Annotated in this window: 20 protein-coding genes and 3 pseudogenes; 10 read left to right on the top strand and 13 right to left on the bottom strand. The window is 68.7% G+C overall.

The annotated features are described in order from the left end of the window. Positions 1-95 precede the first annotated feature (95 nt). Both ACZ7M2_RS33165 and ACZ7M2_RS33160 read right to left on the bottom strand, forming a co-directional pair. Positions 96-1,241, bottom strand: coding sequence for an RNA polymerase sigma factor (locus tag ACZ7M2_RS33165; protein WP_471598644.1), 1,146 nt, complete (start codon positions 1,239-1,241; stop codon positions 96-98). A gap of 8 nt (positions 1,242-1,249) precedes the next feature. Beyond that, positions 1,250-1,657 carry a YciI family protein gene (locus ACZ7M2_RS33160; protein ID WP_352048906.1) on the bottom strand — a complete coding sequence of 136 codons (408 nt, stop codon included), beginning with the start codon at positions 1,655-1,657 and terminating at the stop codon, positions 1,250-1,252. A gap of 248 nt (positions 1,658-1,905) precedes the next feature. Between ACZ7M2_RS33160 and ACZ7M2_RS33155 the strand changes: the two are divergent. The 3 genes and pseudogenes from ACZ7M2_RS33155 to ACZ7M2_RS33145 all read left to right on the top strand — a co-directional run. After that, positions 1,906-2,263: pseudogene (locus ACZ7M2_RS33155) on the top strand (transposase); the annotation flags it as partial. 361 nt (positions 2,264-2,624) lie between these two features. Further along, positions 2,625-3,221, top strand: a complete 597-nt coding sequence (locus ACZ7M2_RS33150) for a type 1 glutamine amidotransferase family protein (protein ID WP_471598433.1) — start codon at positions 2,625-2,627, stop codon at positions 3,219-3,221. A 202-nt stretch (positions 3,222-3,423) separates the two neighbouring features. Further along, positions 3,424-3,753, top strand: a complete 330-nt coding sequence (locus ACZ7M2_RS33145; protein ID WP_471598432.1) for a hypothetical protein — start codon at positions 3,424-3,426, stop codon at positions 3,751-3,753. A gap of 167 nt (positions 3,754-3,920) precedes the next feature. Here the strand turns inward: ACZ7M2_RS33145 and ACZ7M2_RS33140 are convergent, their stop codons facing one another. Together ACZ7M2_RS33140 and ACZ7M2_RS33135 are read right to left on the bottom strand one after the other, a co-directional pair. Further along, a complete protein-coding gene (locus tag ACZ7M2_RS33140) occupies positions 3,921-4,640 on the bottom strand; it encodes a DinB family protein (RefSeq protein WP_471598431.1) in 720 nt (239 codons plus the stop codon). A 66-nt stretch (positions 4,641-4,706) separates the two neighbouring features. Further along, the gene (locus tag ACZ7M2_RS33135; protein ID WP_471598430.1) at positions 4,707-5,054 is read right to left on the bottom strand and encodes a hypothetical protein; all 348 of its coding nucleotides are present in this window, start codon (positions 5,052-5,054) and stop codon (positions 4,707-4,709) included. A 202-nt stretch (positions 5,055-5,256) separates the two neighbouring features. On the opposite strand from ACZ7M2_RS33135, the gene ACZ7M2_RS33130 reads away from it, so the two are divergent. Beyond that, positions 5,257-6,003, top strand: coding sequence for an RNA polymerase sigma factor (locus ACZ7M2_RS33130; RefSeq protein WP_471598429.1), 747 nt, complete (start codon positions 5,257-5,259; stop codon positions 6,001-6,003). After that, positions 6,000-7,046, top strand: coding sequence for a CU044_5270 family protein (locus ACZ7M2_RS33125; protein WP_471598428.1), 1,047 nt, complete (start codon positions 6,000-6,002; stop codon positions 7,044-7,046). The genes ACZ7M2_RS33130 and ACZ7M2_RS33125 overlap by 4 nt, the downstream gene beginning before the upstream one ends. Positions 7,047-7,135: 89 nt before the next feature. Here ACZ7M2_RS33125 and ACZ7M2_RS33120 read toward each other — a convergent pair. Together ACZ7M2_RS33120 and ACZ7M2_RS33115 are read right to left on the bottom strand one after the other, a co-directional pair. Further along, positions 7,136-8,571: pseudogene (locus ACZ7M2_RS33120) on the bottom strand (NF041680 family putative transposase); the annotation flags it as partial. A gap of 70 nt (positions 8,572-8,641) precedes the next feature. Beyond that, complete coding sequence (locus ACZ7M2_RS33115) at positions 8,642-9,379, bottom strand: class I SAM-dependent methyltransferase (protein WP_471598427.1); 738 nt, start codon at positions 9,377-9,379, stop codon at positions 8,642-8,644. A 704-nt stretch (positions 9,380-10,083) separates the two neighbouring features. On the opposite strand from ACZ7M2_RS33115, the gene ACZ7M2_RS33110 reads away from it, so the two are divergent. Next, positions 10,084-10,260: a hypothetical protein gene (locus tag ACZ7M2_RS33110; RefSeq protein WP_471598426.1), complete on the top strand. Its 177-nt coding sequence runs from the start codon at positions 10,084-10,086 to the stop codon at positions 10,258-10,260. A gap of 27 nt (positions 10,261-10,287) precedes the next feature. Here ACZ7M2_RS33110 and ACZ7M2_RS33105 read toward each other — a convergent pair whose 3' ends face one another. The 6 genes from ACZ7M2_RS33105 to ACZ7M2_RS33080 all read right to left on the bottom strand — a co-directional run bounded on the left by ACZ7M2_RS33105 (position 10,288) and on the right by ACZ7M2_RS33080 (position 14,253). Continuing rightward, positions 10,288-10,851, bottom strand: a complete 564-nt coding sequence (locus ACZ7M2_RS33105) for a DUF4259 domain-containing protein (protein ID WP_471598643.1) — start codon at positions 10,849-10,851, stop codon at positions 10,288-10,290. A 613-nt stretch (positions 10,852-11,464) separates the two neighbouring features. Continuing rightward, positions 11,465-12,670, bottom strand: a complete 1,206-nt coding sequence (locus ACZ7M2_RS33100; RefSeq protein WP_471598425.1) for a cytochrome P450 — start codon at positions 12,668-12,670, stop codon at positions 11,465-11,467. After that, a complete protein-coding gene (locus tag ACZ7M2_RS33095; RefSeq protein WP_471598642.1) occupies positions 12,670-12,963 on the bottom strand; it encodes a DUF1259 domain-containing protein in 294 nt (97 codons plus the stop codon). Before ACZ7M2_RS33095 ends, ACZ7M2_RS33100 begins: the two co-directional genes overlap by 1 nt. Beyond that, positions 12,887-13,240, bottom strand: coding sequence for a DUF1259 domain-containing protein (locus ACZ7M2_RS33090; RefSeq protein ID WP_471598424.1), 354 nt, complete (start codon positions 13,238-13,240; stop codon positions 12,887-12,889). The genes ACZ7M2_RS33095 and ACZ7M2_RS33090 overlap by 77 nt, the downstream gene beginning before the upstream one ends. A 521-nt stretch (positions 13,241-13,761) precedes the next feature. Beyond that, positions 13,762-13,944, bottom strand: a complete 183-nt coding sequence (locus tag ACZ7M2_RS33085) for a hypothetical protein (protein WP_471598423.1) — start codon at positions 13,942-13,944, stop codon at positions 13,762-13,764. A gap of 33 nt (positions 13,945-13,977) precedes the next feature. After that, the gene (locus tag ACZ7M2_RS33080; protein ID WP_471598422.1) at positions 13,978-14,253 is read right to left on the bottom strand and encodes a helix-turn-helix domain-containing protein; all 276 of its coding nucleotides are present in this window, start codon (positions 14,251-14,253) and stop codon (positions 13,978-13,980) included. A 62-nt stretch (positions 14,254-14,315) separates the two neighbouring features. Here ACZ7M2_RS33080 and map point away from each other — a divergent pair, with 62 nt between their 5' ends. From map to ACZ7M2_RS33060, 4 genes and pseudogenes are all read left to right on the top strand, one after another. Continuing rightward, on the top strand, positions 14,316-15,083 hold the full coding sequence (gene map / locus ACZ7M2_RS33075) for a type I methionyl aminopeptidase (RefSeq protein ID WP_352048914.1): 768 nt from the start codon (positions 14,316-14,318) through the stop codon (positions 15,081-15,083). 298 nt (positions 15,084-15,381) lie between these two features. Continuing rightward, positions 15,382-15,654 (top strand): hypothetical protein, encoded by a 273-nt coding sequence (locus ACZ7M2_RS33070; RefSeq protein ID WP_471598421.1) that lies wholly within the window; start codon positions 15,382-15,384, stop codon positions 15,652-15,654. A 201-nt stretch (positions 15,655-15,855) separates the two neighbouring features. Beyond that, positions 15,856-16,923: a serine hydrolase domain-containing protein gene (locus tag ACZ7M2_RS33065; RefSeq protein WP_471598420.1), complete on the top strand. Its 1,068-nt coding sequence runs from the start codon at positions 15,856-15,858 to the stop codon at positions 16,921-16,923. A 57-nt stretch (positions 16,924-16,980) separates the two neighbouring features. Further along, positions 16,981-17,157: pseudogene (locus tag ACZ7M2_RS33060) on the top strand (transposase); the annotation flags it as partial. 9 nt (positions 17,158-17,166) lie between these two features. On the opposite strand, the gene ACZ7M2_RS33055 reads toward ACZ7M2_RS33060, so the two are convergent. Beyond that, on the bottom strand, positions 17,167-17,592 hold the full coding sequence (locus ACZ7M2_RS33055; RefSeq protein WP_471598655.1) for a hypothetical protein: 426 nt from the start codon (positions 17,590-17,592) through the stop codon (positions 17,167-17,169). Between the last annotated feature and the right edge of the window lie 422 nt (positions 17,593-18,014).

Raw genomic sequence — 18,014 nt, 5'->3', positions numbered from 1 at the left:
GAGCCCACAGCGGACGGTCCCACTGTTCACTACGAGGGGGAGCCGGTAACGCACCGACTGAAGGGCAAGAGACTCGCGGTGTCCGACTGCGACCGTCAACGACCCCCGCGGGCGTTGAGCCGGGCGGCCTGGCGCGTCAGGTGGTTGCGTTCGGCGAGGTTGGGTGCCTTCTGGGCCGCCTTGGTGTACAGCCGTGCCGCCGTGCTCAGGTCGCCGTCGCGCTCGTGGAGGTAGGCTGCCACCGCGCTGTATCGGGGCAGTGCGTCGTCCAGTGCCGCGAGCGCGGCCAGGCCGGCGCGCGGTCCGTCAGCCTCGCCGACGGCCACCGCGCGGTTGAGCCGGACGACCGGGCTGTCGGTCAGGCGCGCGAGCTCGTCGTACCACTCGACGATCTGCACCCAGTCGGTCTCCTGGGCGGTGGGCGCGTCGGCGTGGAGTGCCGCGATGGCGGCCTGGGCCTGGAATTCGCCCAGCCGGTCGCGGACGAGGGCCGCCTGCAGGATCTCGACGCCCTCGGCGATCGATTCGGTGTCCCACCGGCCGCGGTCCTGCTCGGCGAGCGGCACCAGGCTGCCGTCGGGCGCGGTCCGGGCGGCGCGCCGGGCGTGGTGGAGCAGCATGAGGGCGAGCAGCCCCGCCACCTCCGGGTGGTCGATCGCGGCCGCGAGCTGCCGGGTGAGCCGGATGGCCTCGGCGGCGAGGTCGACGTCGCCGGAGTAGCCCTCGTTGAAGACCAGGTAGAGGACGCGCAGCACGGTGGCGACGTCACCTGGCTGGTCGAGCCGTACGCCGGAGACAGTGCGCTTGGCCCGGCTGATGCGCTGCGCCATGGTCGCCTCGGGTACCAGGTAGGCCTGGGCGATCTGGCGGGTGGTCAGCCCGCCGACGGCCCGCAGCGTGAGCGCGACCGCGGACGACGGCGTCAGCGACGGGTGGGCGCACAGGAAGTAGAGCTGGAGCGTGTCGTCCACCGCGGGCGCGGGCCCGGGCGCCGGCTCCTCGTCGACGAGGTCCTCGCGCCGGCGGCGGGCGGCATCCGCCCGGGTCGCGTCGAGGAACCGGCGCCAGGCTACGGTGATCAGCCAGCCCTTCGGGTCCCGTGGCGGATCGTCCGGCCAGACGCGGACCGCCTCGACCAGCGCGTCCTGCACGGCGTCCTCGGCCGCCGCGAAGTCGGCTCCGCGGCGGACGAGGATGCCGAGCACGCTCGGTGTGAGGCTCCGGAGGAGAACCTCGTTCACGTCGGCGATCATTCCGTGATGGTGTGCTGCACGCCGAGGAACGGACGCAGCTCCAGCCACTCGTGGATCGGCTTCCCGCCCGCCCCAGGGGCGGCCGACAGTTCTCCGGCCAGCTCCACGGCGCGCTCGTAGCTGTCGACGTCGATCACCATCCAGCCGGCGATCAGGTCCTTGGTCTCGGCGAACGGTCCGTCGGTGACCGGCGGGCGCCCCTCGCCGTCGTACCGCACCCACGTCCCCTCGGGCGCGAGCGCCTGACCGTCGATGAACTCGCCGGTCTTCTCGAGCCGGGCCGCGAAGTCGTTCATGTACTGCACGTGGGCCGAGATCTCCTCCGGCGCCCACTGGTCCATCGGCACGTCGTTGACCGCAGCCGGAGCGCCGCGGTAGTGCTTGAGCAGCAAGTACTTGGCCATCGTGTTTCTCCTCGGTGCTGGTCCGACCCATTGTGGTCGCGTTCACTACGGGGACGGAGCCAGCCACGGTTTCTCGACATCGCCGTCCGAATCTTTTTTGGCTCTCGTAGATGAGCCTGGGGCAGACGCGCCTGGGGGAGCCGCCGGACAGGCCCTGGTGTCCTGAGTCGGAGATTTGTCGTTGGTCTGGTGTGAGTCGTCCTGGGCCGAAGATCCCGCCGGCGGTGCTGTCTGCTGCCGAGCGGGCGATGGACGAGAAGTCGCAGATCCAGGCGCTGGACCGGTCCCAGCCAGTGCTGCCGATCATGCCGAGGTGCCTGAGCGCCGCAGCCACGACTACGTGCTCGCGGGCACCACGCTCGACACAGGTGTCGGCCGGCCTGGAAGTCCGCCTGATCCCGAACAACTACGTCACGCACAAGGTGCCCCGCGGTCAAGCAATGGCTGGCAGCGCGTCCGCGCTTTCACCTGCGCTTCACGCCGACCGGATCGTCCTGGCTCAACCCGGTGGAGCGGTGGTGCGCCGAACTCGCCCCGAAAAAGCTCCGCCGTGGCGTCCACTGCGCGGTCCAGGCCTTCGAGCGCGACATCCGGGCCTGGCTCGCCGACTGTCAGGAGATCACGGACGACACCGGTGGTACATCGGCCCTGGTCTCGGGCGTGCTGGTACGGGCCGAAGTGCTGGATCAGACAGAACTGCGCGAGAGCGTCGAGGAGGCTGCATTTGATGCAGCGCAGATTGCCGACGGACGGTCGCGTGCGCGCCCACTGATGAGGGCGAGCACGATTTCGCTCTCGCTGAGCTGAGCTGAGCTGAACTGAACTGAAGCTCGGAGATCGGAGCCCGGCGCGCAGAGCGCCGGTAGGCATGCCACCGGCCGCTGATTGGCCCTCGCTGCGGAACGGCGCGCTGGGGAGACTGGGGACCTGATGCCGTACTTGAAGGAGTTGTGATGCAGGTAGCGCCGTGGTCACCTTCGACGGGTTCAACGAGCTCGACAGCTTTATCGCTTCCGCGCTGATCAACCGGTGCCGTAAGGACGGCTTGGAAGCCTTCATCACGACTCCGACACCGGTGGTCACGTCGATGAACGGCGTCGAGGTGACCGGGCAGCGCCCGATGGAGTTCGTGAGCGAAGCCGACGTCGTGCTGATCGGCAGCGGAGTGAAGGCGCGAGACGTGGTCGCCGACGACCGGCTGATCTCCAGGCTGCCGCTCGACCCTTCGCGACAGCTGATCGGTTCACAGTGCTCCGGCGCACTGGTGCTCGCGCGCCTCGGGTTGCTGGGTGGCATGCCGGCTTGCACGGACATGACGAGCCGGCCCTTTGTCGAGGCCTGCAACGTCACCGTGCTGGACGCGCCGTTCCACGCCGAGGGAAACATCGCTACAGCGGGCGGCTGTCTGGCGTCCCAGTATCTCGCCACGTGGGTGATCACCCGGATGCTCGGGGAGGACGCCGCGCGCAACGTCATCGGGTACGTGGCTCCGGTCGGCGAAAACCAGGAGACTGTCACGCGCGCCATGCGTGCGGTCCACGCGGGCGAGGTCGTACTGGGCTGATGCCCCGCGATCAGTCCTGCGGGCCGCCCGCGGTCATGGCGACGACCGCTGAGCGCGTTGAGGGCGTGGCATTGTCAGGGGTACGCGCGACATGTCGCAGTACTCTCGTCTCGCGCCGCCCGTGTGACCGGGTACGTGCGCCTACTGCCGGACCCCGAACCACGATCTGGTGTGCGTCGACCAGGTAGTCGGGACACGCGTCGTGGCGCGCTTCCCGTTGCCGCATCAGGCGCTGGCGGAACCGTACGACACGAGCCGGTCTGCGGCCGCGTACCTGCGAGGACTGTGCGCGTACGCCGAGACCTATGACAGCAGCCGCCGCCGATCCCAGCGGTGGATCATGGTGGAACATGCCATTGCCGAGCCGAGGCAGCGGCGGTCGCTGCAAGGCTGGCTCGGCCGTCAGGAAATCCTGCCCGAGGTCGTGGCCGCGACGGGCGGCCTGGTCTCGGACCGGGCCGCTCGGCATGCCCTCCGCCGCGAGCGGACGGCAAGCGCAGGGTGGTGCTGGACGTTGCTGCCGGGCGGGTAGATGAGTACAGGAAGTCCACGGTGGAGACGGATTTCTTGGCCGAAACCCACCTACCAGGTGCTGCGCTGCCCTGTCAGCTCAACTGGCCAGCTCACGCTGGGGGTTACGCACCGCACGTCGGCGTAGGGCCTGAAACGCCATTCAACACCCTCGCGGCGCGCCCAGGCCTACCCGGGAGTGGCGAAGCGGGCCCGCCACAGGTCGCGGAGCAACGCGATCTCGGCCATGTGATGGATGAATTCGAGGTTGGCCCCCGACAGCACGGCAATGTATGGGTCGTCGGGGTCGGAGCCGTACGGGTACTGCGAGAAACCGACCATGTCGAGTTGCTCGTCGGTGAGGGCGGCGACGTCGTCGCGCCAGCGGTCGATCAGCGCCCAGAACCGCTCGAGTGCCACGGCGGCGGATGGAGTGAAGTCGACCAGCGTTTTCGGCTCCTGTCGGCGTTCACCGAAGGTCCACTCCCATCCCCCCGCGAAGTGGAAGTGTAGATGCGCCAGCCGCCACGCGATGGTCGTGATCGGCGTCGTGTCGGGCTCCGGCGTACCGGTCTGGGCGAGGATCTGCTCGACCCGCTCGGCACTCACACTCCAGTCATCGGCGATCTTGGCGACGGTCATGCCGCCGGCGGCCTGCCGGGCGACCTCGGCGTACTCGCTCGCCGGGATGTCCGCCTCGCCCAAGTCGAGGACCCACTCGCCCGGCCCGAACGCCCTGGGCGTCGCCGCCTCGCCCCGGCGCCGGATCGACCAGCAACCAGGCGCCGGCTCCCACAAGTACTCCTCGTCGCCGAGCCCTGTCAGCCGCACCTGCGCCGTCTCCCTGGCCTGGTCGAACTGGCTGAGCAGCAAGCCCAAACGGTCGGTCCGCACGCTTTCGGTCTCCATGCGTTGGTTCCCTTCGCCGTCGCGTCTCGTACCTCACCGCGCTCAGGCGGAAGCTAACGGCTCACCTCACGAGGCGCCACCGATTTCCTCGCCGGGTATCTCCGGTGAGCCGAGACGGCCGCCTGATGCTGTGACCACATAGGTTCGCAGGCCTTGGTGGTTCGAGTGGTCCGAGTGGTTCGAGCGGTTGGACCGGCGGTGACGTCCATTCGCCCCCGCCATGCCACGGCCCTGGGCGAGGAGGACCGCGTCGCCTTGCGGGACGTCCTGGCCCGCCGCCCCGAGCTGGACGCCGCAGCCGGGCATGTCCGCGACTTCGGCGAGATGCTCACCGGCCGCCGGGGATGCAACGTTCCCCGACTGGATCGACGCCGTCCAACTGCCCGGCCTCACCGGCTTCGCATGTGGCGCCATCGCGGCCTCATCCCACAGGGCATGGCATGCTCCGACCGCAAACCCCCAGGCGTGGCCTCCAAGGCCCCAGGCCGTTCACCGGCGAATGGTCCGAGAAGCCGGAATGGTTGCAGCGGTCCGGTGATGTGCCGTGCAGGGATGATCCAGCCATGGTGTGACGTGGATCACCGCAGCGCGGTCCGCGCAGAGGACAGGGAGGAGTGTGGAGACTTCACTGCGGGCCCGCGTGCGGGCCGGGGATCCGGATGCGTTCAGGCAACTCTTCGACGAGCACGCATCGGTGGTCCACCGGCATGCCGTCCGGATGACCGGCAACTGGGTCATGGCCGATGACATCGTCTCGCTGACGTTCCTGGAGGCGTGGCGGATGCGTGAGCGGGTGTTGCCGGGTGGCGACAGTCTGCGCCCGTGGCTGCTGGGGATCGCGACGAACGTCACGCGCAATACCGCGCGGGCGGCGCGAAGACACCAGACCGCGCTCACCAGAGTCCCACCCCCCGACCCCGTGCTGGACTTCGCCGACGAGGTGACACAGCGCCTGGCCGACAGAGAGGAACTGGCCGCCGCGCAGAAGGCGTTGAGCAAGATGCGCCGCGGGGAGCGCGAGGTGTTCACACTCTGTGTGTGGGAGGGCCTGGACGCCGCCACGGCGGCCGAGGCACTGGGCGTGGCCGTCGGCACCGTACGGGCCCGGCTCTCGCGCGCGAGAAAGCGCCTGCGCAAGCTCACCGAGCTCGAACTCGACGGCGGCACGGGCAGCACAGGTGGCACGGGTGGCACAGGCAGTACGGGCAACACAGGTGGCACGGGCGCCATGAACGGCAGGGATGGCAGCCGTGGCGCGGAAGGCGGCATCGGGCAGAGCGGAGGGCAACGCCCGGCCGTGGTCGGACAGTCACTGGGTAGCCGCCATCAGGCGGCTCGGTCCACGCAGGAGAAGAAGCGATGAACACCAACCCGCGACGACGCGATCACCCGGTCGACTACCAGGACATGGCCGAGTTGCTGCCCGCGCCGGGCTGTCCGGTGCTCGCGCGGGACCGCCACCGCGTACTGAGGGAACACCTGATGGAGCACATCACCCACGAGACCACCCGCGATCAGCCGGGTGCGACGAACACCTCACCGAACACCTCACCTGTGACCCCCGCGCGTCAGCGCCCCGGCCGGCGTCTCGTACTCGTCGCGGCGCCACTGGCATTGGCCACCGTCGTGGGTCTGGGCGTGGTGGCGGTCGACAGCGCACATGACGGCAAGCGCGACACCGCTGCCGCAGGTGTCACCGCGGACGACCACCGGAAGGCCACGCGGCTGCTGGACCGGATCGCCCTGGCGGCGGCCGACCACTCGGCGGTCACGGTACGCGACGACCAGTACATCTACACCAAGTCCCAAGGGTCGGCACGTGAGTTGGGCGTCGATTTCAGCAGTCCTGAACAGCTCGCGAAGCGCAAGGGGACCTTCAAGGTGGAGAGGTACAAGGGGGCCGTCCAGCAAGAGCAATGGGATTCGGTGGACGGCAAGCGGGAAGGTTTGCGGAAGGGCGTTGCGCTCACCGACCCTTCCAAGAAGATGGTCATGAGCATGATCGGCACCGGATATCTGGCCTTCCGGCAGCTTCGGGCTCTGCCCACCGATCCCGACGCGCTCCTGAAGAAGCTCTCCGGCGACGCCAAGAATGTGGAAGCGAGCCGCAGCACGGAAGTGATCGTCGAGAACCTCGGAGCCATACTCGACGACGCCACCCTGCTGCCCGACCTCAGCGCCGCGCTCTACCGTGCCACCGCCAAGCTCCCGGGTGTGCGCGTTGTGGACCACGTCAAGGATGCCGCAGGGCGGGAGGGTATCGGCCTTACGTTCGACGGCGTCCCGAAGGGCTACGCCTGGGTCTTCGACTCGTCGAGTCTCGTCTACCTCGGAACGACCAAGAGCGCGCTCCTGGGAATGGGCGTCGCGGACAAAACGGGTGAGGTGCCGGTCGGCTCTTCCTGAGTCGGCCTCGGCGCCGCCACGCGGCCAGAGGGCGTCCGCGCCGGCGGACGCCCTTTCCGCGTGGCACGGCTGAGCTTGTGCTTCATGTTCCTGAGCCGCTCGCGTTCGTTGATCGTCTCTGGGCGTTTGATGGTTTTGCCCACGTGATAGCGGGGTGCCGGTCGCCCGGTTCTTCGAGCCGGGTGGCCGCCCTGGCCCCGGACGGCTCGGTTTCGGAGCACGGGCCGGGCAAGGCAGCTGAGCGCGGAGGTTCCTGAACCCGCGGCGGACGCGGGCCGGGGTGAGCCGACCGGGTTGGGCGCGCCGCTCCCATGGGCGTCGGACATCTTCGGCGAGGGGCCTGATGAGCCGGAGTTGCGTGTGGGCAACGATGATCAGCCACGTCCAGCGGTCTGCCGCTTCCGGCGTGCGGATCTTCGGTCGGGTCCAGCCGAGCGTTTGCTCGGCCATCCGGAAAGTGTGTTCAAGATCGAATCGGTGGAGGACAGCCTGTCAACGGACATCGACGTCGGCGGAGGCCATGCCGGTCTTCGAAGACGACAGCCACGCTGGCATGGGTCGCCACCGCCTGGGCAGCCGGTCGACCTCCAGGCGGCTCAAGGTGCCCTCGATGAGGGGGAGTTCGCCGTCGTGGTCGATCCATGCTGATCGGGTGGTGAGGCGGGGATGGACACGGTCCCAGGCCATCGTCCGCGCAGTGCCGTACCGGTCGGTGACCTGAACGATCGCCGCATCCGGATCTCCCCAGGTGTCGGACTTGGCGAAGCGGAACTCCTTGCCGTGCTCGGGCGGCCGACCGCCCTGCGGCGGCGAAAGCCAGGGACGGGGTACCTGCTTGCGCATGGCCCGGTCCGAACGGCAGGCGGCCGAGCACCTCGACGGGCAGGCCACGCAGCAAGTGGGCCATGCGAGGGGCGTCGTACCCGGCATCGAAGATGACCAGGATGTCCGGGTCACTGTCGTGCCACTGCCTGCCGGTGATCAGGCCCTCGACCACCTGGCGGACCTGGACAGCGGTCACCTCGGCGGCGTCGTCCTCGGTTGCGAGGCGGACCGCGTCGAGCAAGTGGCACCAGGAGGTGCGGCCGGACTCCAGCGCGGCGACGAACGAGTACGGCCGGCCCGGGATCATCAGGTGATGGTCCCGGCCGCGGCCAAAGGTGTGACAGAACAGCCGTTCCGCGCTGTTCGGCGCGTCCGGCCGCAGCCAGTTGCTCACATCCACGGCCAGCACCAGCCGCCGATCGGCCGCCCGGGCTGGGGCAGCGCGGCCAGCGTCCGCTGCAGCCGCCCGGCATCGACACGACCCCGGTTGAGGGCGTCGTACAACGCCCGGTGCCCGCGACGGTGTTCGGCCAGCAGCGTCAGACCGACGGGGACGTCACCGGCTCGTCAGCACACAGCAGCGCATCCGCCAGCCGAACAATTCGTCACGCCGAGCGCCCAGACACGCATGGAAGTCGTCCCGGAAGGCTGACGCCACAGCGAACGGCTCTCGCTGGGCATCGTGATGCAGCAGACTCATTCCCCCACGGCCTCGACCACGTTCGGGACGTCGTTCGGAGCCACGCTTGAAAGATCGAGTCGGTGCCGCGTCACGCCTTCAGGGCGATGAGGCGGTACAACGGGTCCGGGCGCGGCGCGTCCTGGTCCGATAGCGCAGCGAGCCGCCGACTCACCTCCGCCACCTGATGCGGGGCGGCGTGCGTGCACCAGGGGATGTGGCCTGCCTCGATCACCTGCCGCCACCTGCGCGGGCTGCGGCCTTGACCGGTGCCGGGGAAAACGGTCTCGCCGACGAGCCCCAGACCGTGTTCGGCTGCCCAGCCGAGCACACGGGAGGCCCGATCAGGCATACGAGGCACGTACTGGTGTCGCAGCTCCGCTGTGACCTGGGCTATGTCGCTGTCGACGACGAAGTACGCGTCGTCCTTGTCGACGGTAGTGATCAGTACCCCGCCGGGCCGCAGCACCCGGGCCGCTTCGTTCAGCACCACAACAGGGTCCGGCAGTAGATGCAGCAGCCAGACGCTCACGACGGCGTCCACACTGACCGACGCAAGAGGAAGTCGCGTGGCATCGCCGTACACCACGCCTCCCGGCACCCGCTCGGCGGCCAGGCCAAGCATCCCGGGTGAACGGTCGACGCCCAGCACCGTGCGCTCTGCCCGCAGCAGTCTCCGGGTCACGATGCCCGTGCCGCACGCGACATCCAGGAGCGTGCAGCGGCCTTGCGGCAGCAACTGCTCCAAGGCGTCCGCCGCCGCCTGCGCTCGCGGTTCGCCGCCTCGGGAAGTGTCATAATCCCGGGCCTCGTCGTTGTAGTCGATCACCTGTCACCCCGTCCGTGTGCCACGCGGCGTACCCCCCAAGAACATGTCCAGGACATCGTTCGAGGCCAGACCTTAGAGCACAAGCTGAGCTTGACGTTCAACCACCTCGGCAGCCATCCGCGTGCGCGGTCCGTAGCGTTCCTCATGCGGAAGACTGTGCGAGTGACCTTCGCTTCGGTGTGCGCGGAGTTCGTGCATCGACGCGGCTGGCTCCGGCCTGACCACGTTCTCACGGGGAGGCGTACGAGACCCTCACGGGCCGTGTCCGGCGGTGGGCCGCTGTGGACCGCACGTGGGTGGACGTGACGGCGGAGTTCGGCTCTCCCTCTGTGCTGTTCGGAGGGAACAACCCTCTGTACGGGAAGACGCTTGGTTACCTCACTGAGGATCCGCGGCAGCCGATGGTGGTCTTCCACCTGTGGAACGGCAGCGATCCAGGGGCCGGATCGTGGCCGCCCGAGCATGAGCAACCGCTGCTTCTCGCAGTGCGCTTTGGCAGGAGGTCGTTCCGAGGATCGGATCGTTGGCCTTCACCCCCGAAGGCGAGCGGAGGAAGCCGACGATCGGTGATCCTTGCCTGGCGCAGTAGCAGGTCCGGCGGTGAACGCAGGCCACCCACACGGGGATTCCCCGGACAGCGAGTCCGCCTCCGCATGAACCTGGACCCTCCAAGAGGTACAGGACTTGACGCAAAGGCCGTGCCGGTGAGCGTGGTGCTGTGCACGGACGGGCCGGTGAGGACCCTGGTGGACCTGGACCTGGACCTGGACCTGGACCTGGACCTGGACCTGGACCTGGACCTGGACCTGGCGCCGGCGCCCGAGCACCGACCCCGACCGGTTCCGGTACACCGGCCCTGTCGCAGTGCTCACCGGCGGTGAGACCTACGGCGCCGGCGAGACCCTCACTCAGGCCCTCATACAGCGCCCGGCGAGGACCGTACGGATTGGACAGAACGCGCAGCATCCCCCCTGACATCCACACAGGCAACTTCGTTCAGGCCACAGCCAAGGGCACCCACGACTCCGCGTTCGCACGGGCTTTCGCAGTAATCCGGTGCCAAGCCGAGCAGTGCGGCCCTCGCCCCCCTGCCCGACAGCGGTGCCGGCGGCGGGTGGTGTCCGCTTCCAGTCCTCCTGGGCGACCCAATGTGAGGCCGGCCCCGCCTCGTCGTCGGCGATACGGGCGCGGGCTTCGTCAGCGAGCGCCCGAAGGCCAGTGGGAAGCACCGGCATGGGTGTTTCTGGGCCGAAGGGCGTGTCGACGGGTTGACCTTCGGAGCATTGCGCCGCGACCAGTGCGGCGACAGCCACCGCTTCTTCTGCTTCGGCGAGGTGGCCAGGGGCGTCGATTCCGTGCTGGGCCCGATTGCGCAGTCCCACCCGGCCCAGAAGCGCGTGCGTTGCCGCATCCCTGACCGCGAAGTCGCCGTAGCCGTGTCTGGTCCAGTGGGTGATGTGGTCGTCGCACATGGCCCTGGCCGCGACCGACTGTCCGCTCGACCGGTCGCCAGCCATCGCATGCCGCTGTCCGTCCAAGGACTGCAACCGGTGAACCCATCCCTCGGCAGTCCGAGATGCGTCCTGGCCTGGGCGTTGACGTCCAGGTGTCCCGCGTGCCGGGTGGTCTCCGCCGGCACGTGGATTGCGGCCCGGCGCCGACGGCCACCGCCGTTGAACCAGCGGGATGGTGTCATCGTCGAGGAAGGCGATCGCTGCGCCGACGTCGTCCTGGCCGCACGGCGGGCGGCGCCAGAGGTGGTTCGGGTCGTTTCGGCATGGCGAGCGGCGAGTCGCGCGCTGTCCGGACCTCATCGCTGTCGGCCGCTCGGTCGCTTCAGTCGCTGTTCTGAGTCTTGTGCCATGGCTATGCGGCGCGGGTTCCTGAAGCAGGAAGCCATCGCGCACCGTAGGGACCCCGCAAGCTCCGCGCATTGCCGTACGGGGCGACCCACTCGGACAGGGGCACTTTGAATGAGCGCCAGCGGTCGCCGGCCCTCCACGACCAGCATCCTCGCCCCCCATCGTTGAGCCCGGGACCAGGGCTCGTACAAGGGGTGGACGAGGATGCTACTGACACCTGTTCCTACCAGGTCACCGGCAGCTCCAGCGGAAAGCGCCGGATCGTCTCCGTGTCCCACCGTACTTCCTCAGGCGGTACCGCAAGCCGCAGCCCGGGGAAGCGCTTCAAGAGGCGCCCGATTGCCACTTCCATCTCCGCCATGGCCAAGGGCACCGCGATGCACCGGTGTCCGCCCCAGCCGAACGTCATGTGCGGCTGGTACGGCCGGTCGGGGTCGAGGACGTGTGAGTCCGGGAAGCGTTTCGGGTCACGGTTGGCCGTCAGGTACGACACGTGGACGAACTCGCCCGCCCGGATCTGTACGCCGTCCAGCTCCACGTCCTCAAGGGCCACCCGGGGGATACCGACCCCCTTGCGGAACGGGATGTGGCGGAGCATCTCCTGCAGGACGTCAGTCAGGGACTCCGGCCGACGCCTGAGGTGTTCCATCAGCTCGGGACGCGTCAGGAGCAGGTATGCGATGTCGCTGATCTGGCATGTTGCCGTGTCCTGGCCGCTGAGTGTCAGCGTCAGTGCCATGACCGCCAGTTCCCTGTCGTCAAGCTGATCCTCGCCGTCTCGCGCTGCGGCCATCGCGCTGATGAGGTCCTTGCCGGGGGAGCTCCGGCGTTGCTCGACGAGTTTGGCGAAGTAGGCCGTCAGATCGGCCTTGGCGCTGGCCGCGGCCTCCTTGTTGCCCTCGCCGACGACGAGCAACTGGCGCACGGACTCCTGCATCTGGGGCCAGTCCTCCTGTTCGACGCCGAGGAGGTCCAGGATGGTGTGCTGGGGAAGCGGGTCGGAGAGGTACTGAACCAGGTCCGCCGGCGAGCCGTCCTCCTCCATCCTGTCCAGCAGGACGTCCGCGAGCCAGATGATCCGGCTCCGCATTCCGTCGACCTGCTGCTGGGTGAAGGCCTGCGAGGCCAGCTGGCGGACACGGCTGCTGTGCGGCGGGTCCATCACGTTGATGGATTCGGGCGAGACGATGGGCTCCGGGGTGAGCCGGGGGTAGTCGTGGCCGATGATCGCGGCCCGGCTGAGCCGGTGATCGGTGGTCACCTGCTTGACGGCGTCGAAGCCGGTGATCAGCCAGGCGTCCGAATCGCCGTAGGGAAGCCGGATGCGAGTGGGGGATTCGCGGTCCATCAGGTCCGCGAGCACAGGGTCGAACTCCAGGGCTTCGCTGAAGTCGAACGGGCAGATGTTTGTCTTGTTGTCCGCGGTCATCAGGCGGCTCCTCCGGGCATGGGTACGACGTTGGTGGTGTCCACGGCCCGGCGAATGGCCTTGGCGAGGCTGACGGCATCGCCGACGGCCCAGTTGTGGACGAAGAACATGTGTGGATCGTCGGTGAGGTTGTGGTAGTACGCCTCGACGAGTTTGACGCCACCGCGCGGCTGGGCCACGAGGACGGGTTGGACTTCCTTGGCGATCACGACCAGGTCACCGCTTGGGGCAGCCTTTCCGCCGCCGAGCGGCTGGAAGTTGACGGAAGTGGTGGCGACCGGTCTCGGAGGCAGGATCGCACGGCCGTCGGCGACAGTCTCGCGGTGGACATCTGAAAATCTGCAGTTCGCGCTCGGTGACCACGGCGTCGCCCATCAAAAGCGTGCTGTCGTCCGGGTGACGGATGAAGGACACGCGCGTGCCCAGAACGAGCGAGCGGTTGATCCGAATGCCGCGAGAGAAGGCCGTGCGGTCCCGGCACGGCAAGCCCGTGTGGTGCATGAACCGCCTCAGGTCACCGGTCGGGCCGAGAGCGTCACCCACGCCCGCCCAGCCCGTCGGCTGGGTCATTACCGGCTCGGCCGGGGAGCGGTCCTCCGGTCCGGCGGACAGGGCGCGGGCCCTGGCAGGCACAGTGGTGAGTACGGACGCAACGGCGGCCGCGGCCAGCACACGGCGCCGGGACGGGGGGAGCCGGGAGTGGGTGTCCTGCTGTCGCTTTTCAGCCATGTCATATGCCTCCTGGCGCGATGGAAGCACAGGAGACCTCGTGGAACGCTGATCGGCACAGCCACATCCCGCCAGGTGGGTTAACTGGCTGCGGCCTATGGCCCCTGCCTGCGCAACAACTGGCCGCACGAGCCATCGCAACCATCCCCACCAGCGTCTGCCGGGCATGCCGTGGCGGCCGAAGGGTGACGCGGCGCCGAGTGCTCCCGCCACGACTTCTACGATGAGGTCGCCCCGGGCGGTTGTGCAGGTTTCGCGGGTCCCCTTCGGCGACGTGCGTCACCCGTATGGCCTATGCGTGCGGCCCTGTTGGGCTGTCGCGGTTCTGCGGGTGGCGGCGCGGCCGAGCCGTCCGACCCGCCTCAGCCGTACAGGCTCGCCGCTTGGTGAAGGTGCTTTAGGCCGTCCGACTGGAAGATGTCGTCCAGGCCCCGGAGCCCCGGATGGCCGACCAGGTAACGGGCAACCGTCAGCAGGTTCTGGTCGGCGCCCGAAGTCCTTCGGAGATTGACGTAAGTGTCCGGATTGCGCTGCGTCAGGAACATCCGATTCTCAGTCGGATGGTGCGCGCCTGACGGTCACGCCGACATGGCCTGCTCGCCGCTTTCGGCGCCTTCCGCGCAGGTGGCGGCCAGGTCGTCCAGGGACAGGTGCAGCGCGTGGGCCAGGGCTGCCACGGTGAAGAAAGCCGGGGTCGGGGCCCGGCCGGTCTCGATCTTGCGAAGCGTTTCAGCGGACACCCCGGCGGCTGCTGCCACGTCGACCATGCTGCGGTCACCGCGCGCCCGGCGGAGCAGGATCCCGAAGCGTTCTCCGCGTTGCCGCTCTTGCGGACTCAAAGGAACTCTCACCATGCCCGTGATACTAATACCGGTATAAGTATTGGATGGCGTCGCATCGCAGGGAGTCACGACACATGGTGGAGATCAAGACCGACACGGCACTGGAGGCGATGCGAGAAGCCGGACGCGTCGTGGCGCATGCACTCGCAGCCGCCCGCGCGGCGGCAGCTGTGGGGGTTCGCCTGCGTGAGCTCGACGAAGCCGCCCGCACCGTTCTGACCAAGGCCGGAGCGCGTTCTCCGTTCCTGGGCTACCAGCCCTCCTTCGCCCCGACCCCCTTCCCTGCAGTGATCTGCGCGTCCGTGAACGACGCCGTCTCGCACGGCATCCCCGACGACTACCGCTTGCGCGACGGCGACCTGGTCAGCATCGACTGTGGAGCCGAACTAGACGGCTGGACCGGCGACGCCGCGATCAGCTTCACCGTCGGCACCCCTCGCCCCGCCGACCTCGAACTCATCGCCGCCACCCAGCAGGCCCTGGACGCCGGCATCGCCGCCGCCACCGTCGGCCATCGGATCGGCGACATCTCCCATGCCATCAGCACGGTCGCCCGCAAGGCCGACTGCGGCATGCCCGCCGACTTCGGCGGCCACGGCATCGGTCGCCAGATGCACGAAGACCCCCACGTGCCCAACCACGGACGACCCGGCCGCGGCTTCCCCCTGCGTCATGGCCTCGCTCTCGCCATCGAACCCATGCTCATGGCCGGAGGGCGCAATGACTACCACACCGACCCCGACGGATGGACCCTGCGCACGATCGACGGCAGTCGAGCCGCCCACTTCGAACACACCATCGCCATCACCGAGGACGGCCCCCGCATCCTCACCCTTCTCTGACCTCGAATCCGCTCCCACCCGGCAGCCAGACACGTCGGCCGTGCTCGGCCACGCTCGGCCAAGCACCGACCACCGATCACGGCTCCTACCGGCGCCGAGTCCTGGTTGGCAGTACTGGCAACCCTTGAACGCGGAGCGTCCATGCCCGCGGCCCGAGCCGTCTCGCCCACCCTGACCGCCTCCGAGCACCACGGACTCAAGAACCTGGCCTACGGCCACAAGACCCCACATCAGGCCTGGCGGCCTGCTCGCCCTCGCCGACCGCAAGCGGTCCGGTCGGCCGGCCTCGTTCACCGCGTTGCAGGCCGCCGAAGTCAAGTCGCTGGCCCTCCAGTTACCCGCCGAGACCGGCACCCCGCTGTCGCGCTGGTCCTGCCTGGAGCTGGTCCGGGAGGCCGTCGGCTGGTTCATCGCCGGGTCGATCTCCCCTTCCGGCATCGCGCCATTCATGAACCTGGTCACCCAGGCCATGACCACCGAGCCCTACGCCAGTGCCAGACGCGTCTTCTGGGCCACCGCGCCCATGGCGTCCCCACCCCTGTTCCCCGCCGACCAAGCGGCCGGGGGTTAGCCCTACCCGGACCTGGGCGGGTACCAGGACTGTCCCGCGTGGTGACTTCCGAGATGCTGGGCCCATAAGCCGGTGGTTACCCAATGATTCCATGGGAGTTGGCTCGTGCGTGAGCAGGCATGGCTGAGGTTTTGTTCGTCCGGGCGGCGGAGTGGTCGGCGCAGAGCCGTCCCGGCCGCGGCCACGTTGGCCGTCGGCGTCATGACGATGGGCGCCCTGGCCCCGCCCGTGGCGTCTGCCGTCGCCAGGCCGCACACCGTCCAAATGGGCCTGAACGCGCTGGTGCACACCGACGGCGTGCCCGCCGCGCTGGCGAGCGTCAGAGACCGTGACGGCCGCACCCGCACCTACACCGCAGGGGTCGGTGACCTGGCCACCGGAGGGACGGTGCCCCGGGACGGTCAGGTGCGCATGGGCAGCAACACCAAGTCGTTCACGGCGGTGGTGATGCTGCAACTGGTCGGTGAAGGCAAGATCGGCCTTGACGCCCCGGTCGACACCTATCTGCGGGGTCTCGTCCGCGGGGACGGGATCGACGGACGCCACATCACCGTTCGCCAACTGCTCCAGCACACCAGCGGACTTCCCAACTACAGCAAGTACCTCAGCGACGACATCCGCTACTACGACCCCCGCGAACTCCTCGACCTCGCTCTCCGGCACCAGGCCGACTTCGCCCCTGGCGCGAACTGGGCCTACAGCAACACGAACTACCTGGTGGCCGGCCTGATCGTTCAGAAGGTCACCGGCCGTCCCCTCGCTGAGGAGATCGACCAGCGCGTCATCAACCGCATCGGACTGCGCCACACTTACTTCCCCGTCCCAGGAGAGGTGACGATCCGGGAGCGCCATCCCAAGGGCTACTACCAGGATTCGGCAGGCGCGCCTCTGGTCGATGCCACGGAATGGGCCCCTTCGTGGGCCTGGGCCGCGGGCCAGATGGTTTCCACCAACTCCGACCTGAACCGGTTCTTCACCGCGCTGTTGGCCGGCCGCCTCCTCCCGAAGGCTCAGCTCGACCAGATGCGCACCACCGTCCCCGCCAGTTATCCCTTTCCCGCCGGTGCCCGTTACGGGCTGGGACTCGTGAGCACGCCCCTGTCGTGCGGCGGTGTGTACTGGGGCCACGGCGGCAGCATGACGGGATACGAGACCCGAGGCGGCGTCACCGATGACGGCCGCGCGGCCAATGTCGCCGTGACCGTGCAGCCGAGCCAGGCAGTGAAGGAGCGCATGGACGGTGTCGTGGACACGGCCCTGTGCCGCTGAACCGCGCTACTTGGAGATCATCTCAATGGGTGATCTCGATGCGCTGTACGTGTGTTGATGGTTGATCGCCTGGTCCGCGACAGGCTGTGGGGACTGTTTCAGCGGGTGGTGCCGGAGGCGCCGACCAGGCCGCAAGGCGGTGGTCGGCGCCGGTACGGAGACCGCGAGGTGCTGGCGGCGATCTTCTTCGTGAGGACCGTGGCGACCACGGGGTGCACGTGGGGGCGGCTCCCGGCGGTGTGCTCAGAACAACTGGGGCGACGGTTCACCGGCGGCCCGGCTCAGCACTGCTGCTCGTACCGGAGGCCGACATACTGTCGGGCGGCGATGTCCTCCCGTGTGCCCACGATCAGGACTGTCCAGCGCGTCCTCTTCTCCGCCGCCGTCCAGGTACGCGCGGGTCTGCGGCCCCCCTGGCCAGTCGCTGTCGAGGGTCAGTCGGGGCACGGGATGCAGAGTGCGTGGTTCATAGACCCTGACCTCCATGGCCTCACCGTTGAATTCATACGTCGCGGCACGCTCCGTGGCGCGTGCTCCGGCAGGGATATGGAGCACCACGGACGACTCTGGCGGGTACTCGATCTCGGTGAAGAACAACAGGTGCCCATCGGCGGGCAGTTCGATCTCCAGTACGTCGTGGGGCAGGGCCGCGCAGTCGACGCTCAGCACGAGCGGCGCTCTCCCTTCAGGCCAGTCCACCGCGTCCGGCAGAGCGGGAAGCCGGCCCGTTCGTGCGGCGGAGCGGACGTTTTCCCGCCGGGGCGGAGGCACTTCCTCGTGCGGCACCAGATAGAGTCATGGCCGGAACCGGGACATAAACTCCTGCGTGACGGGTCCGGGAACGCCGTACTCGGCGGCTGTCTCGTGAACGAGCCGCTCGTCGATCGACGTCATGCCCGCGATCGTGGCATGGGTCACTGACATGTCGCGGGTCGTCGCACACGACGCACTCGACCACGGTCTTTGCGGTCGGCCAGCGCGGATTTGACAGCGCCGGCATCCTGCCCATCCGCTCGCGCCGCGGATCTCGTCGGCGAAGGCCGACAAAGCTCCACATCGACAAGGGCTACGACTGCGACCACCGGTGCCGA

This window comes from Streptomyces sp. NPDC111507 (assembly GCF_055638955.1).
The sequence above is the reverse complement of the archived record's forward strand: the minus strand, read 5'-3'. Positions and strand labels throughout refer to the sequence as shown.